The organism is Nannocystis pusilla (assembly GCF_020073745.1).
In the GTDB taxonomy this organism is placed as follows: domain Bacteria; phylum Myxococcota_A; class Polyangia; order Nannocystales; family Nannocystaceae; genus Nannocystis; species Nannocystis radixulma.
In genome coordinates this window covers 17,536-32,208 of the sequence record NZ_JAIRAU010000056.1, presented here as the reverse complement: position 1 = coordinate 32,208, position 14,673 = coordinate 17,536, and the positions used below count along the sequence as shown (strand labels likewise).

General features: G+C 72.0%; 13 protein-coding genes. 10 read left to right on the top strand and 3 right to left on the bottom strand.

Going from position 1 to position 14,673, the window contains the following annotated elements:
• Positions 1–71: 71 nt before the first annotated feature.
• The 3 genes from K7C98_RS37915 (at position 72) to K7C98_RS37905 (ending at position 2,297) form a co-directional block, all read left to right on the top strand.
• Positions 72–485, top strand: a complete 414-nt coding sequence (locus K7C98_RS37915; RefSeq protein ID WP_224196778.1) for a CBS domain-containing protein — start codon at positions 72–74, stop codon at positions 483–485.
• A gap of 66 nt (positions 486–551) precedes the next feature.
• Positions 552–968, top strand: a complete 417-nt coding sequence (locus K7C98_RS45560; protein ID WP_431312850.1) for a tetratricopeptide repeat protein — start codon at positions 552–554, stop codon at positions 966–968.
• Positions 969–1,082: 114 nt separating this feature from the next.
• Positions 1,083–2,297, top strand: a complete 1,215-nt coding sequence (locus tag K7C98_RS37905) for an FHA domain-containing protein (RefSeq protein WP_224196777.1) — start codon at positions 1,083–1,085, stop codon at positions 2,295–2,297.
• A 66-nt stretch (positions 2,298–2,363) separates the two neighbouring features.
• Here the strand turns inward: K7C98_RS37905 and K7C98_RS37900 are convergent, their stop codons facing one another.
• Both K7C98_RS37900 and K7C98_RS37895 read right to left on the bottom strand, forming a co-directional pair.
• On the bottom strand, positions 2,364–2,906 hold the full coding sequence (locus K7C98_RS37900) for a hypothetical protein (RefSeq protein WP_224196776.1): 543 nt from the start codon (positions 2,904–2,906) through the stop codon (positions 2,364–2,366).
• A 91-nt stretch (positions 2,907–2,997) separates the two neighbouring features.
• Complete coding sequence (locus tag K7C98_RS37895; protein WP_224196775.1) at positions 2,998–3,990, bottom strand: nucleotidyltransferase family protein; 993 nt, start codon at positions 3,988–3,990, stop codon at positions 2,998–3,000.
• 237 nt (positions 3,991–4,227) lie between these two features.
• Here K7C98_RS37895 and K7C98_RS37890 point away from each other — a divergent pair, with 237 nt between their 5' ends.
• Positions 4,228–4,578, top strand: coding sequence for an Hpt domain-containing protein (locus K7C98_RS37890; RefSeq protein ID WP_224196774.1), 351 nt, complete (start codon positions 4,228–4,230; stop codon positions 4,576–4,578).
• 107 nt (positions 4,579–4,685) lie between these two features.
• On the opposite strand, the gene K7C98_RS37885 is transcribed toward K7C98_RS37890, so the two are convergent.
• Positions 4,686–6,668 carry a hypothetical protein gene (locus K7C98_RS37885; protein ID WP_224196773.1) on the bottom strand — a complete coding sequence of 661 codons (1,983 nt, stop codon included), beginning with the start codon at positions 6,666–6,668 and terminating at the stop codon, positions 4,686–4,688.
• Between the two features lie 56 nt (positions 6,669–6,724).
• Here K7C98_RS37885 and K7C98_RS37880 point away from each other — a divergent pair, with 56 nt between their 5' ends.
• From K7C98_RS37880 to K7C98_RS37855, 6 genes are all read left to right on the top strand, one after another.
• Positions 6,725–8,035, top strand: coding sequence for a UDP-glucose dehydrogenase family protein (locus K7C98_RS37880; RefSeq protein ID WP_224196772.1), 1,311 nt, complete (start codon positions 6,725–6,727; stop codon positions 8,033–8,035).
• Between the two features lie 462 nt (positions 8,036–8,497).
• Positions 8,498–9,895, top strand: coding sequence for a hypothetical protein (locus K7C98_RS37875; RefSeq protein ID WP_224196771.1), 1,398 nt, complete (start codon positions 8,498–8,500; stop codon positions 9,893–9,895).
• Between the two features lie 498 nt (positions 9,896–10,393).
• The gene (locus K7C98_RS37870) at positions 10,394–10,948 is read left to right on the top strand and encodes a hypothetical protein (RefSeq protein WP_224196770.1); all 555 of its coding nucleotides are present in this window, start codon (positions 10,394–10,396) and stop codon (positions 10,946–10,948) included.
• A 136-nt stretch (positions 10,949–11,084) separates the two neighbouring features.
• A complete protein-coding gene (locus K7C98_RS37865; protein WP_224196769.1) occupies positions 11,085–11,936 on the top strand; it encodes a hypothetical protein in 852 nt (283 codons plus the stop codon).
• Between the two features lie 7 nt (positions 11,937–11,943).
• Positions 11,944–12,783 carry an SRPBCC domain-containing protein gene (locus tag K7C98_RS37860; protein WP_224196768.1) on the top strand — a complete coding sequence of 280 codons (840 nt, stop codon included), beginning with the start codon at positions 11,944–11,946 and terminating at the stop codon, positions 12,781–12,783.
• A 327-nt stretch (positions 12,784–13,110) separates the two neighbouring features.
• Entirely contained in the window at positions 13,111–14,622 is a 1,512-nt protein-coding gene (locus tag K7C98_RS37855; RefSeq protein WP_224196767.1) for a hypothetical protein, read from the top strand.
• Positions 14,623–14,673 lie beyond the last annotated feature (51 nt).

The following is a 14,673-nucleotide window of genomic DNA, read 5'->3' as shown; positions in this document are numbered from 1 at the left end:
AGCCGCCCTCTATCGCCCATTTTGGCGCGATCGCACGATCCGGTCCATACCTCTCGCCAGGAGGAGCTCGCATGCGACCGTCTCGCCTCACCGTCGCCCAGTTCATGACCCGCGACCCGTTCATCATCGACGGCGGCCTCAACCTCGTCGACACCTACACGCGGATGTTCCAGCTCCAGGTCCGGCACCTCCCGGTCTACAGCGCCGGCCACCTCGTGGGCATCGTCAGCGACCGCGACATCGGCCACATCCTGGCCGTCCAGGGCCTCGACCCCGTCCACACCAAGATCGAGTCGGTCTGCACCCCCGACCCCTACGTGTGCGATCCCGACAGCCCGCTGTCACAGGTCGTTTGGGACATGTCGCAGCGGAAGATCGGCGCCGCCCTGGTCATGCGCGACGGCCAGCTCGAGGGCATCTTCACCGTCGTCGACGCCCTCGAGGTCCTCCTCGTCCTCCTCAACGAAGAGCCGGCGGCCGCCTGATCCACCTGTCCTATCGGACATCTCATTTGAGCCCCTGCGCGCTCGAGCCCGACACAAGCGCGACGCCTGCCGACGACGGCGACGACGATCCACCTCGTCGATCCCCGCACCCTCGATTTCGACGCCCGCCAGCGCGCGCGAGCGCATGCCACCCGCGGCACGATCGCCCTTCGCGACGGCGACCTCGACCGTGCCGAGCACGACCTGCGCCGCGCCCTCGCCCTCGACCCCACGGCCGGGCACGCGCACGCGCGAGCGGCCGTCCTGTACGCCCGCGACGACATCGACGCCGCCACCTCGCTCGAGGCCCGCGCGGTCGAGCAGGATCCCACGAACGCCCGCTGCCGCTGGGATCTCGCCGTCAGTCTGCACCGCCTCGGGCGCCGCGAAGAGGCCCTCGTCCATGCGCGGCGGGCCGACGAATTGGAGCCGCGAGACCCCACCTGTCGCGCGCGCCAGGTTCGCCTGCTCGGCGGCTCATGACCGCGTTTTCGCGGCCTTCCGCGCTCCCGCACACGATCGCGCGGAGCTCCGCGCTGTCGCTGTCTCGCCCCGCGCCTGTTGACTCGGCGGGCGAATGCGGCTGCCATGCGGGACATGCAGAAGGTCAAGCTCCAGCTCGGCAGCGCCTCCGTTCAGCTCGACGCCAGCAACCCGCGCGTCCTCCTCGGCCGCGACCCGACCTGCGGCCTCCCCACCAACGAGGTCAGCGTCTCGCGCCGCCACGCCGAGGTCGCCTTCGTCGGCGACCAGCTCGTCATCCGCGACATGGGCTCGTCGAACGGCACGTGGATCAACGGCGAGCCGGTCAGCGCCGACCCGCAGCCGCTGCATCCCGGCCAGCAGGTGTTCCTCGGCCACATCCCGCTGCTCGTCGAGTGGCTCGGCGGGGCCCAGGGCGGCGCCACCGTGCTGGGTGAGATGCCGGCCGAGCTCAAGGCCCTGATCGAGTCGCGCAAGGCGGCCAAGATGGCGCCCACGAGCCCCGTGGCCGCCGCTGCGGCGGCCTTCCAGGACCCGCCGAGCCAGGGCGGCCCGATGAAGACCATGCTCGGGATCGGCGGCACCGTCGCGCCCAAGGCGGCCGACTACGCCTACCGGCGCCAGGGCTCGAACAACAACGGCGTGCTGCTGATCGCCCTGCGCGGCGACACCTTCACCAACGCCGCCATCATCGACGGCTACCTCGAGTTCACCGCCCTCGACAACGAGACCGTCGCCTCGATCTTCGTCGAGCTGGTCGAGTACCACAAGCGCGGCCCGAAGAACGGCCACGTGTGGGACCGCGTGCTGGTGCGCCAGGGCCCGTGGCGGACCGCCAAGAACGAGATCCTCCCGCTGACCTTCCAGCTGCGCGTGCCGCCGGGCACCTCGCCCTCGGGCCGCGACGTCCACTGGGAGGTCCGCGGCTACGTCGACATCGAGTGGGCCTACGACATCTCCGCCGCCAGCCAGATCACCGTCCGCAACCTCGACATCGAGAAGATCCGCGACGCCCTCGGCGCCCTCGACTACCGCCTCGCCGAGCTCGACCCCGAGCCGCTCGGCCAGCGCTTCACCGGCAAGTTCCAGCCGCCCGTGCAGGCGCGCAAGGAGTTCGGCATCACCGACATCAACCTCGCCGTCGAGTACCTCGGCGCCAACCTCCAGCTGAGCATGGAGGTCGAGAAGACCAGCCTGTTCAAGTTCGACAAGCAGACCAAGCTGGTGTTCGAGCTGGCCCAGTTCCGCGTGTCGAGCACCCAGCAGCTCTCGCAATTCCTGAGCGCCAAGATCGACGAGCTCATGGGCCGCACCGCGGCGAAGGCCTGACGCAGCGCCGCCCCCTGCGAGCCGGGCGCGCGGGGGGCGGAGCGGTGCGAGCGACGCGAGCGACGCTCACTCGCAGGTGATGAGCACGACGACCTGCGTCATCGTCTCCTCGTCCACGCCGCAGTACCAGTTGTCGCCGTTGGCGTCGCAGCAGCCCTCGCCGGTGAGCCCGGTGTTGCTGCACGGCTCGCCCTCGGCGAGGCCGTCGGGGCAGGTGATCGGGTACGTGCCGTCCGGGTCCTCGCCCTCGAAGCCGCAGCTGTAGTAGACGTCGTCCGCGCTCCAGCCGCACATGGCGCCGCCGGTCGTGGTGCCGGTCGTGCTCGTGCTCGTCGGCGCCTCCTCGGTGGTCGTCGGCGCCGCCTCGGTGGTCGTCGGCGCCTCGGTGTCGGTGCCCTCGGTGGCCGACGCGGTCCCCTCGGTCGCCGTGGCGTCGGTCGCGGTGCCATCGGTCGAGTCCGTGCCCGCGGTCGCGTCGGTCTCGGTGCTGGCGTTCGTGTCGGTGCTCAGGCTCGTGACGTTCGTGTCGGTGCCACCGGTGTTGATCACGCAACCCGTCAGCGAACCCGCGACCACTGCCCCGCCCAGGATCATTTTGAATGTCTGCATCGGCCCGACATAGCGGACCGCCGCGAACATCGTCAAGCTCTTGCACGATCGGCCGCGCTCGTTGCCGCCCGCGCAGGGGCCTGAGGGCCGCTCAAGCTGTCCCTTCGGACAGCACGGCGCACTCCACATCGCTCGTCACCTCGACCCCGTCCCACACGATCGCGTCGCGCAGGCGCACTCCCGGCGCGATCACGGCCCTGTCGCCGATCTGCACTCGCGGTCCCACGTGCGCGCCCGCGCCGATCACCGCGCCCTCGCCGATCCACGCCGATTCGTCGACGTGCGCACCCGCACCGATCGACGCGCTCGGCGCGACGCCTCGCAGCGGCCGCTCGGCGAAGGGCAGGCGCACCCGGCCCTCGAGCACGTTGGCGACCCCTTGCAGGTAGCGCTGCACCGTCGAGTGCTCCCACCAGTAATCGCGCGTCACCACGCCCGCGAGCCCGCGACCGCCGTGAAACAGCTCGGTGTACGCCGTGCGGATCACGCACTGCGGACCCTCCGCGGGGATGCGGTCCAAGAACCGCGGCTCGAGGACGTGGACCCCCGTGAACATCAGCGGCTCGGCCGCCTCGGCGCCGGGTCGCAGCGCCCCGAGCAAACCCACGACGCGGCCCTCGGCGTCGACCCTCAGGCTCCCCCAGCGCTCCGCCTCCGGGTCGGGCCGCAGCACCATCGTCGCCTCGGCCTGCGCCGCGCGGTGAGCCGCGAGCACGCGCCCCAGCTCGAGCTCGAGCAAGATCTTGCCGTTCACGACCACGATCGGCGCCCCGCTGCCGTCGTCGAGCAACGCCCGCGCGTGACGCAGCGCGCCACCTGTCCCGAGGATCTCCCCGTCCTCGCGCGAGTAGGCGATCGCCATCCCGAGCTGCGACCCGTCCCCGAGTTCGGCCTCGATCTGGTCGCCGAGGTGATGCAGGTTGACCACGACCTCGCGCACGCCTTGCGAGCGCAGCCACAGCGCCACCCAGCGCACCAGCGGCGTACCGCAGACCGGCAACATCGGCTTCGGCCGCAGGGCACTGAGCCCGCCGAGGCGCGTGCCCAGGCCGGCCGCGAGGATCATCGCGCGCGGGGCGTTCATGGCGGGGTGCACCATAGCACGGCCGATCCGGCGCCCAAGGAATCGGCCAGAACCGCGTACCGACGGGCGCCGCGACCCGCGCGTACGCAATCGTCGCGATCGCCTCGCGCGAGCAACATCGTTCTTCGCCGCCTCACGCGATCGCGATTTGCGGCGCCCTGCACCGTGGTGAGATGCGCTGCACTTCGCCGCGCTCGGCGACTTGCGAAGCGCGCCGAGATCCGCGAGGATGGCGAGGTGCATGCGCCGCCTCCTGTAGAGGTCGATGAGGCAGAACTGCTCGCGCGCCTCGGCGGTCGTCGTGACCTGCTGGCGATGCTCGTCGGCCTCTTCTCCGCCGACCTGCCGCAGATCCACGAAGAGTTCGCCGCCGCGCTCGCTGCCGGCGACGCCGCCGGCGTGCGGCGGATCGCCCACCGCGTCGTCGGCACCCTCGCCAACCTCTCGGGCGGTCCGCTGCTCGAATACGGCCGGGACCTCGAGGAACTCGCGGTGCCCGAGAACCTCCCGCTCCTCGGCCCGCGCATCGACGCCTTCCGCGCCGCCCTCGACGAGCTCGAGCAGCGCCTGCGCCAGGCCTTCGCGTGAGTCCGGGCTGCCCCGAAGAACCTGTCTGCTCGACCCTGTCTGTTCCGCCAGGCGCGTGAGTGCGTCGACGCGGCCGCCGCCTCGACCCACGGGGCATGTCCTTCAGGTCATGTCTGCCAGAACAGCTTGTCGAGCACCACCGCCGTCAGCACCAGCCCGAACGCCATCGACAGCAGCAGCCCGAGCGCGCGCCACAGCACGGCGCGCTGGGCCTTGCGGACCTCGGCCGCGACCCCCGGCCCCTGCCCGACCATCTCGCGGGCCAGGCGTTCGGCCGCGCCGCGGTGGCTGACGACGATGAGCAGCGTCGTCACGGCCAGGAACAGCCCCCCGCCGCCGAGCAGCAGCCAGCGCACCCGGCCGGCCCACAGCCGGCGCGACGCGGCCATGTCCTCGTCCTCGCGATTGCGGGTCGACAGCGTCGTCGGCGGCCCGTAGATCTCGACCGGCAGCGTCCCGATCAACCACGCCTCTGCCAGCTGCTGCGCCTCCGCGTCGAGGCTCGCGGTCGCCAGCGCGTCGAGGTACTTGCCCTCGAGCCCCGCGTCGAACTCCTTCTCGACCCGCGCCATCGCCAGCCGCTCGCGCTGCAGCGCGAGCAGGCGCGAGAGGGCGGGCCCCTGTCCCGGCGCGGGCCCGAGGACCACCCGCGCGAGCGCCGACGACTCGCCGGGCGCGTTGGTGAAGTGATACGCCTCGACCTGCACCAGCCCCGCCGACAGCCCCGCCGACGACCACGTGCGCGGCGGCTCCGGCCCGACCACCGGCGGCTCGAGCGTGTCGACCCACGCCCCGTCGGGCCCGCGCACGTCGACGAACACCGCCCGCTTCGGCCGCAGCCCGCGCGCCTTGATCGTCAGCGCGTCGCCGACCCCCGCCGTCCGCGGCGTCGCATCGACCGTCACCGCCCCCGCGAAGCTGACGAAGCGGAACTTCCGCGCCGCGATCGCCGGCGCCTCCGCGCCCTCGTTTCCCGCGCCCGCCGCCGCGGTCTCTGCAGCGCCCTCGTCCGCGACCCCCGTCGCCGCGCCCTTCTCCGCGCCCTCTTCCCCGGCGCCGCTCTTCTCCACGCCGCGCTTCCCCGCGCCCTCTTGCCCGGCCGCGCCCTTCTCCGCGCCCTCTTGCCCGGCCGCGCCCTTCTCCGCGCTCTCTTGCCCAGTCGCGCCCTTCCCCACGCCCTCTTTCCCGGCGCCACCCGTCCCCGCGCCCGTCGCAGCCTGACCCTTCGTACCTGCCCCTTTCACCATGTCCTCAGCGCCAGGGCTCTTCGCACCTGCCTCTGACGACATGTCCTTCTCACCAGCCAGGGCCCGCACCTCGAAGCGGACCACGTCGGTGGCGAGCAGCCCGTCGATGCGGACCAGCCCGGCGGCGTCGGTCTCGCCGCGGCTCACCACCACCGGCGCGTCGCGGCTCGCCTTGTGCGGGCCGAACTCGCCGTCGAGCAGGCGGACCTCGACCGGTCCGCGGTGGGGCTTCCCCTCGGGGTCGGTCACGCGGGCGACCAGCGCGTTCTCGAAGCCCGCCGCCAGGCGGCCCAGCGGGCGCAGCACGATGCGCAGCTTCTCGGGCTGCGATTCGGTGTCGTCCGCGTAATTTTTCGTCGAACCCGAGACAGTCGGCGTCCCGCGCCGGAGCGCGCGCGACGCGACCAGCTCGACGTCGACCACCTCGCGGAACTGTTCGTGCGCCGCGATCGCCAGCTCGAGCTGCGCCGGGCCCGGGGCCCACGCGGGGGCCGTCAGGCGGCCCTGCGCCGTCCCCACCGCGGCCGCGTCGCGCAGCGTCCCGAGCGGCGCGCGCTCCTCCCCGCGGCGCAGCGTCACCTCGACCTGCGCGTCCGGCACCGCCTGCCCGTCGCCGTCGAGCACTTGCACGCGGGCCGCCACCGGCTCGCCGGCGACCCACTGCGGCTCGACCTGCACGATCGCCGAGTGCGTCACGTGCCAGCTGGCGATCGCAAACGACGCGAACAGGGCCGCGCCCATCCCGAGCGGCGCGCCGATCACGGGCAGCAGGTAGACGAAGCGTGAGGCCGCGCTGGCCCGAGGGATCTCGGCGGGTTCGCTCGGCTCGCTCGGCGTCGCCACGGGCATCCGCCACCATAGCACGCGAGACGGCGTTTTAGTATCCTCCCGCGCGCCTCATGAAGATCAGCGTCATCGGTACAGGGTACGTCGGGCTCGTCGCCGCCGCGGTGTTCGCCGACTACGGCAACGACGTTCTGTGCGCGGACGTCGACGCCGCCAAGATCGACTCGATCAAGGCCGGCAAGCTGCCCATCTTCGAGCCCGGCCTCGAGCCGCTGGTCGAGCACAACATCCAGGCCGGGCGCCTGCGCTTCACCACCAGCAACGCCGAGGCCGCCGTCCACGGCGACGTCGTCTTCCTCGCCGTCGGCACGCCGACCGCCGCCGACGGCAGCGCCGATCTCTCGTACCTCTACCAGGCCGCGAGCGAGATCGGGCGTCACATCACCCGGCCCACCATCATCGTCGACAAGAGCACCGTGCCGGTCGGCACCGCCGAGCGGATCACGCGCATCGTCGGCGAGCAGACGCGCGTGCCGTTCACCGTCGTCTCGAACCCCGAGTTCCTCAAGGAGGGCGCCGCGGTCGACGACTTCATGCACCCCGACCGCGTCATCGTCGGCACCGACGACCCCCACGCGCGCGAGGTCCTGCACCGGCTCTACCAGCCGTTCTGCCGCACCAGCGATCGGATCCTGTTCATGGACGCGCGCTCGGCCGAGCTCACCAAGTACGCCTGCAACGCCTACCTCGCCGCGCGCATCAGCTTCATGAACGACATGGCCAACCTCGCCGACGCGCTCGGGGCCGACATCGAGCTGGTGCGCCGGGGCATGGGCTCCGACCCGCGGATCGGCAACAAGTTCCTCTACCCGGGCGTCGGCTACGGCGGCTCGTGCTTCCCCAAGGACATCCGCGCCCTCCTCACCACCGCCCGCGAGTTCGGCCACTCGCTCGAGATCGTCGCCAGCGCCGAGCGGATCAACGAGGCGCAGAAGCTCGTCATCGTCCGCAAGCTGCGCCAGCAGCTCGGGGGCGACCTCTCCGGCAAGACCTTCGCCGTGTGGGGCCTGTCGTTCAAGCCCAACACCGACGACGTGCGCGAGGCCCCGGCGCTGAAGATCGTCCGCACCCTCGTCGGCGACGGCGCGCGCCTGCGCCTGCACGACCCCGAGGCCGGCAAGAATTTCCTCGCCGGCCTCAGCCCGCACGTCGCCGCCGCCTGCACCCTCGCCGCCGATCCCTACGACGCGGCCGAGGGCGCCCACGCCCTGATCCTCGCCACCGAATGGCGAGAGTACCGCAGCCCCGACTTCGAGCGCCTCAAGCGGATCATGGCCGGACCCTTCCTGTTCGACGGCCGCAACCAGTGGGACCGCCACCACGTCGAGGCTCTCGGCTTCCGCTACGCCGGCATCGGCCGCTGAGCCCCGCTCGCCCGCCGTGCGTCCGCGCGTGACGCCGCCGCGGGCCCGCCGGGCCCGTCCCTGACGCGACGCCGGCAGGCCCGCGACGTCCGCGAGCGGACGGCCGCGCGACCTTCGATCTCGCCCCCCGTCGCCCAGCGGTCCGGGCGCCGGCCCTTCGCTGGGGGCGCTCGAGCAAGCGTCGCGCGAGCGCCCGAACTCCGGCGGACTCGCAGTTTCATCGCCACCCGACAATGGCCGTCGCGGCGCGCCGTACATGTCAGATTGTTCGCCGTCGCCACTCGACCCATACCGGGAGCGACGCTCAACCTGCCTGCAGGGCGCTCGTGACCGCTCGATTCGCGGCACGGCGTCGGCCGACGATGGTGCAACGGGCACTCTGTCGGGCTCTACCGCGAATGCGAGGAGTCGGTCTCGAATTGCCGGACCGGGCCTCGCCGTCGCTGTGAGGAGAATGAAATCATGCTGGAATTCACCCTCCTGACCCTGCTGGTCGCCGACGCGGCGACGGACGCGGGGACCCCTCCGCGCGGCCCATTCACCAGCCTCCTGCCGCCGCACGCGAGAGTCGGCGCCCCCCGCGACGTCGACGAGCTCGCGACCCCCGCCGAGCGCGAGCTGGACGAGCCGAGCGTCAGCGGCATCAACCCCAACCGGGTCTTCCTCGAGCGCACGATCGACGTCGCCATCAGCGGCGACGACACCCGCTGGACCGACGCCGTCGAGGTCGACTTCGGCGACGGCATCACCGTCAACAGCGTCCACCTCGCCAGCCCCACCAGCATCGTCGCCAACCTCACGATCGAGCGCCGCGCCGGGCTCGGCGTCCGCGACGTCGTCGTCCGCGACGGCGAGACCGAGGCGGTCTACACCGGCGCCTTCAAGGTCGAGTCGCCGCTGGCGAGGACCAGCCTGCGCGGCACCCTGGCCTCCGGGTCGATCGTCATGGGCACCCTCGGGCAGCGCGACCTCACGACCCCGTTCGACCCGCTCAACAACGTGCTCACCACCAACAACCCGGGGATCGGCACCGACTACGTGGCGGCGAACCTGTACAACCTCGACTTCACCCTGCTCGTCGACGTGCCCGTGACCACCGGCGGCTACGACCTCACCGTGGTCAGCGGCCCCGAGGGTTCGCAGGTGACGTCGTCGCTGCCGGGCGGGCTCCCCATCGTCACCCGCGCCCCCATCCCGCTGGTGGAGGGCGACAACGCCGGCACGATCGTCGACCCGTTCGGCACCCGGCTGTACTCGTTCACCCCGCCGGACGAGCCGACGCGGACCACCTTCGTCGCGAGCACCGACAACGCCGCCGCCGCGCCCATCATCGCCGTCCTGCCCTCCAGCGGCAGCTTCGCCGAGCTCATCGGCGTCGACTCCACGGTCATCGTCAACACCACCGCCGCCTCGCCGCTCTACGTGATCTACTGGGACGCCTGGGGCGCGGGTGAGCAGGGCATCAACATCAACGTCACCACCTCCGGCCCCCCGCCGCCCGAGACCGAGCCCAACGACGACTGTGCGCACGCCATGCGGATCGCCGCCTCGTCGACCACCGCCGCCTCGCTGCGCGACGCCGGCGACGTCGACTGGTACGTGCTCCCCGCCACCGCCGAGGACGTCGGCAAGCTCGTGCACGTGCGCACCCTGCCCGGCGACCCGACGACCGACACTCTGGTCGACGTGTTCGCGTCCGACTGCACCACCTCGCTCGGCGGCCCGTCGCCCGACTTCGCCTACCACGAAGATTTCTACAGCACCCCGATCGTCGCCGCCGGGGACGTGTACGTGAAGGTCACGCACTCGAGCGCCGCCTTCACCACCCCGAACTACGAGCTCATGGTCGCCATCGAGTGATCGTAGGCGAGCGCCGCGCCGGTCGGCCGCTCCCCTGCATCGCTCGCACCGCCGTCATCCCCGCCCGGAGCCTCACGCGAGGCCCCGGGCGTGGTCCTATCATTCACGGTCCGCTCCCCTCGCCGCGCGGCCGGGCGAGGGAGCGGCGGTCGACGCAGCGGCCGCGCCGGGCGCCGCCATCCGCCGCGGCCCGGCGGGCGGACGCCGGGCCCCCGCGGTGAACCGCCATTCGCTCGCATTCTTCATTGTCGCCACGCGATCTCCGGCCCGCGCGCATACATGTCAGTTTGTGCCCCGCGGTGAATCGGCACATACAGCGAATCGACCCTCACCCATGCTCGCAGGAGACACACGTGTCCGCTCGATCGGGCGGCGACGGCCTCGGCCGCCGCACCTCGGCGCTGCGGCGTGCGCCTGCCGGGCTCGACCTCGATTGCGACGGCATGGTCAGCCCATTGCGATCGATTCTCTCGCCGTCACGGCAAGGAGACTGAAACCATGTTGGTCCGTACAGTCCTGACTGTGCTCATCTTCACCACCTCGACGGTCGCGGTCGCCCGGGAGCCGGCGCCGGCGCGTCCGGGCTACTCGGGCGGTCTCGCGCCCGCCTTGCTGGCCGCGCGCGCGGTCGACCCGGTCACCGAGCCGATCTACAGCGAGCCGACCACGCCCTCGTCGGCCAGCCCGCCGCTCGCCACCCCGCCGCCGCAGAACATCCGTCCGCCGCGGATCGCCGCCGACGAGTGGGAGCGCGAGCGGCGGAAGCTGAAGGCCCAGACCGCCGTCTCGTGGGTGCTCACCGGCATCGGCATCGCCGGCACCGCCGTCCCGCTGGCGATGCTGCGCGCCTGCGACGAGGCCGACCGCACCCGCGTCATGGATTGCAGCCAGGAGCGGCGGACCGCCGCCATCGCGGCCCCGATCTTCGGCGCCCTCACGGTCGCCTCGATCATCCCCGCGATCATCTACTCGTCCCGCCTGGCCCGCCACAACCGCTACAGCGGCATGGCTCGCCTCGGCGTCTCGCCCGGCGGGGTGCTGATCCGCTTCTAGGTGCTCGGGGTCGCCCGCGCCGCGGCGACGCCGTCCGCGATCCCCTCCATCCTCACGCAGCAGGAGCCGCCGCGCCCGCCGCGGGCCGCATACACTGGTGCGGCCCGTCGGCCCCGGCGCGGCGGCATCCTGTCCCATGCGCCATGTTCTTTTCAACCTGTCCTTGAGTACACTGCTGGCCTGCGGCGGCGGCCTGCGGCCGGGCGGCGACGGCACCGCGGCGACCACGACCGACGACGCCACCGCGGCCGCGGCCAGCGAGGGGACCACCACCACCGGCACCGGCGACGTCCCCGTCACCACCACCGACGCGCCGACGGCCACCAGCGTCCCGTGGCCGACCACCGCCGCGACCGAGCAAGCCACCGACGGCCCGGTCGACGCCGGTCCGTGCCCGAACGACGCCCTCGTGCTCGACCGCCCCGGCCCGCTGCTGTGGGCCACCACCGACGGCAGCGTCTACGAGGCCGCGTTCCTCCAGCCCGGCCAGGGCTTCAACTGCGTGCGCATCGAGTTCGACCTGCAGACGCTCGCCAACCTCGACGAGATCGCGGCGATGGATCCCGAGGGCTGCCCCGAGTTCCTCGGCATCGCCTCCGTGTTCGGCACCCAGCCGGCCGGCAAGGTGTTCGCCACCGCCTTCTACCACCCGATGGATCGCGCGCGCGACGCGTGCACCGCCGGCACCAGCCGGCTCGAGGTCGGCAACCACTTCGCGTACACCGCCGACACCCCCGGTCCCTGGTCTCCGGGACAGGTGTGGCACATCATCCTCGAGGCCCGGCCGAACCTCACGCGGATCACCGTGTACAGCGGCGGCCAGCAGGTCGGGCCGGCGGTCGCCGCCGAGCTCCCCGCGATCGACGTCGCCGCCACCCGCGATCCGGTGGTCCGCCTCGGCCTGCCCGGTCCGGTCGAGGATCGCTTCTATCCGTGGTACGGCACCACCTACGCCAACCTTCAGGTCTGGGCCGACGTCGTCCCGTGAGCGCGCCATGACAGCCATCTCCGCCGAGGTCACCATCATCATCGACGCCCCGCCCGAGCACGTATGGGCGGTCATGCTCGACTTCTCGCGCTACCACGAATGGAACCCGTTCATCGTCCGCATCGAGCAGCAGGGCCCCGTCGCCCTCGACGGCCGCATGCGCCTCCACGTGCGCTGGAATGACGGCACCACCGCCAGCTCCGGCGAGCAGATCACCGAGCTCGTCGCCCCGGCCGAGGCCCGAGCGGGCTGCCTCGCCTACCGCTTCACCGGCCTGCTGCCCGCATTCGGCCTGGTCCGCGCCACCCGCGTGCAGCGCGTCGAGCCGCTGCCCGACGGCCGGACCCGCTGGTTCACCCGCGAACGCTTCACCGGCCGCCTGATCCGCTTCCTGCCGCTCGGCAAAATCGAGGACGGCTTCAGCCGCCACGCCTGCGCCCTCAAGACCCGCGCCGAGCAGCTCACCCGCGAGCCCGCGGCCCTCCCGCGCGACCCGCCGACCTTCGCCCTGCGCCCGCACGGCGAGCGAGGCTTCGAGTTGGTCGCGCGCGTCGACGGGCGCGACCTCGTGGTCCAGGAGCACCTCGTCGCGGGCGCGGAGGGGACCGACGGTGGCACCCCCGAGGCCGCCTTCGCCGTCGCCGTGTTCCAGGACGGCGCCGCCACCGGGGTCCGGATCCGCCGCGCCTCCCACCAGGGCCGCGAGCCGCACGTCGTCGCGGAGACCTGGGTGGAGTCGCACAACGGCGGTCGCACCTGGTCCCCGTGCACCGGCCCGTTCGCCGGCCGGTTGGTCGCCGAATTCGCCGAGGGCTCGGTCGCCGGCTGGGACGGTGCGTGTCCGTAAGGACATGTCTGAACATTCATTCACGGCCGCCGCAGCGATCCTCCTCGGGCCGCGCCCATGGCGCGAGACCGGACGCCCGGCCGAGAGATTTCCTGTTTGTTTGTACATGTCTGGATAGACATATCGGGGCGCTGGCGCGCGCCGACACCTGTCCGCGGGCGCGGCCGCGCGGGCGAATGTGACTGGCCCCAGCAGGCCGTGCGCGACCGGGGTCGATCGGACCGCTCGCAGAATCCGTCGCGCGCGCGTGGAGTTTTCGTTACACTCGCCGGCCACATGATGACTTCACGAAATAGGGATAGACACCTGGGTTGGTTCGTCACGGCGATGACGTTGATGCCGCTGATGACGATCGGATGCGGCGATTCGACCGCGAACAGCGGCACCGACTCCGACGGCACCGACTCCGCCGGCACCGACTCCGACACCGACGAGCTGCCGACCACCGGCGTGCCCGGCCCGCCCGGAGAGCCCGGTGAGCCCGGCGAGCCCGGCGAGCCCGGCGAGCCCGGCCCCGAAGGCCCGCCCGGACCGCCCGGAGAGCCCGGCCCCGGCAGCGACCCGAGCATCAGCAGCATCGCGCCCGGCAAGGTCTTCCTCGAGCGCACGCTCGACGTGACCATCAGCGGCTTCGGCACCCAGTGGACCGACGCCGCCGCCGTCGACTTCGGCGACGGCATCACCGTCAACAGCCTCACCGTCGCCAGCCCCACCGGCATCCAGGCCAACATCACCGTCGACCTCGGCGCCACCATCGGCGCCCGCGACGTCACCGTGAGCGAGGGCGGCAGCGACGTGGTGTACGCCGGTGCGTTCAAGGTCGAGGCTCCGCTCGCGCTCGGGCCGATCACCGGCACGCTCGCGCCCGGCTCGATCCTCGTCGGCGACGCCAGCCAGCTCGACCTGTCGACCCCGTTCGACACCACCCAGACCGGCGACGGCCTGTTCGAGCCGTTCGCCTGGCCGAACATCGCCCTCGGCGGCAGCGACCCCGGCATCTACGGCCAGCTCGAGGCCCTGCAGATCTACAACCTCAGCTACCTGATGTTCGTCGACGTGCCGGTGGCCGCCGGCACCTACGACCTCGGCGTGTTGAGCGGCCCCGCGGGCGCCGAGATCTCGTCGATCGCGCCGGCCTCGCTCGAGCTCGTCGCCCGCGATCCGGTCGTCCTGGACGTCGGTGAGGCGATGGGCACGGTCGTCGATCCGCTCGAGACCCATCTCTACACGTTCACGCCGCCGGCCGAGAACCAGAAGGTCACCTTCACGATCACCAGCGACGATCCCGACGCCGCCCCCGGCGTGATCGTCCTGCCCGCGAGCGGCAGCTTCGCCGATCTCATCGCGTACACCAACGAGATCACCGTCAACAGCGAGGCGGTCGAGCCGTACTACCTGGTGTTCTGGGACAACACCGGCTACGTCGACTACGACTACACGATCACCGTCACCTCCCAGGACCCGCCGCCCCCGGAGACCGAGCCGAACAACGAGTGTGCCCAGGCCAACGACATCACGCTGCCGTCGACCACCCTCGCGTCGCTGCCCGACGTCCAGGACGTCGACTGGTTCAAGTTCACGGCCGGCGCCGGCGACGTCGGCCAGGTCGTGCACGTCGTCACCCAGGGAGGCGACCCCGACACCGACACCGTCGTCGAGGTGTTCGAGGGCGACTGCCTCACCTCGCTCGGCGGCGAGTCGTCCGACGACGACTACCACGAGGACCACATCAGCGACCCGATCGCGGCCGAGGGCGACATCTACGTGAAGGTCAGCTACTCGACGTTCGGCTTCTCCTCGCCGAACTACGAGCTGCTCGTCTCGCTCGAGGCGCCCTGAACCTCTCGGCGCTCACGCAGCCGTGAACCGCTCGGCGCTCGCGCCGCTCGC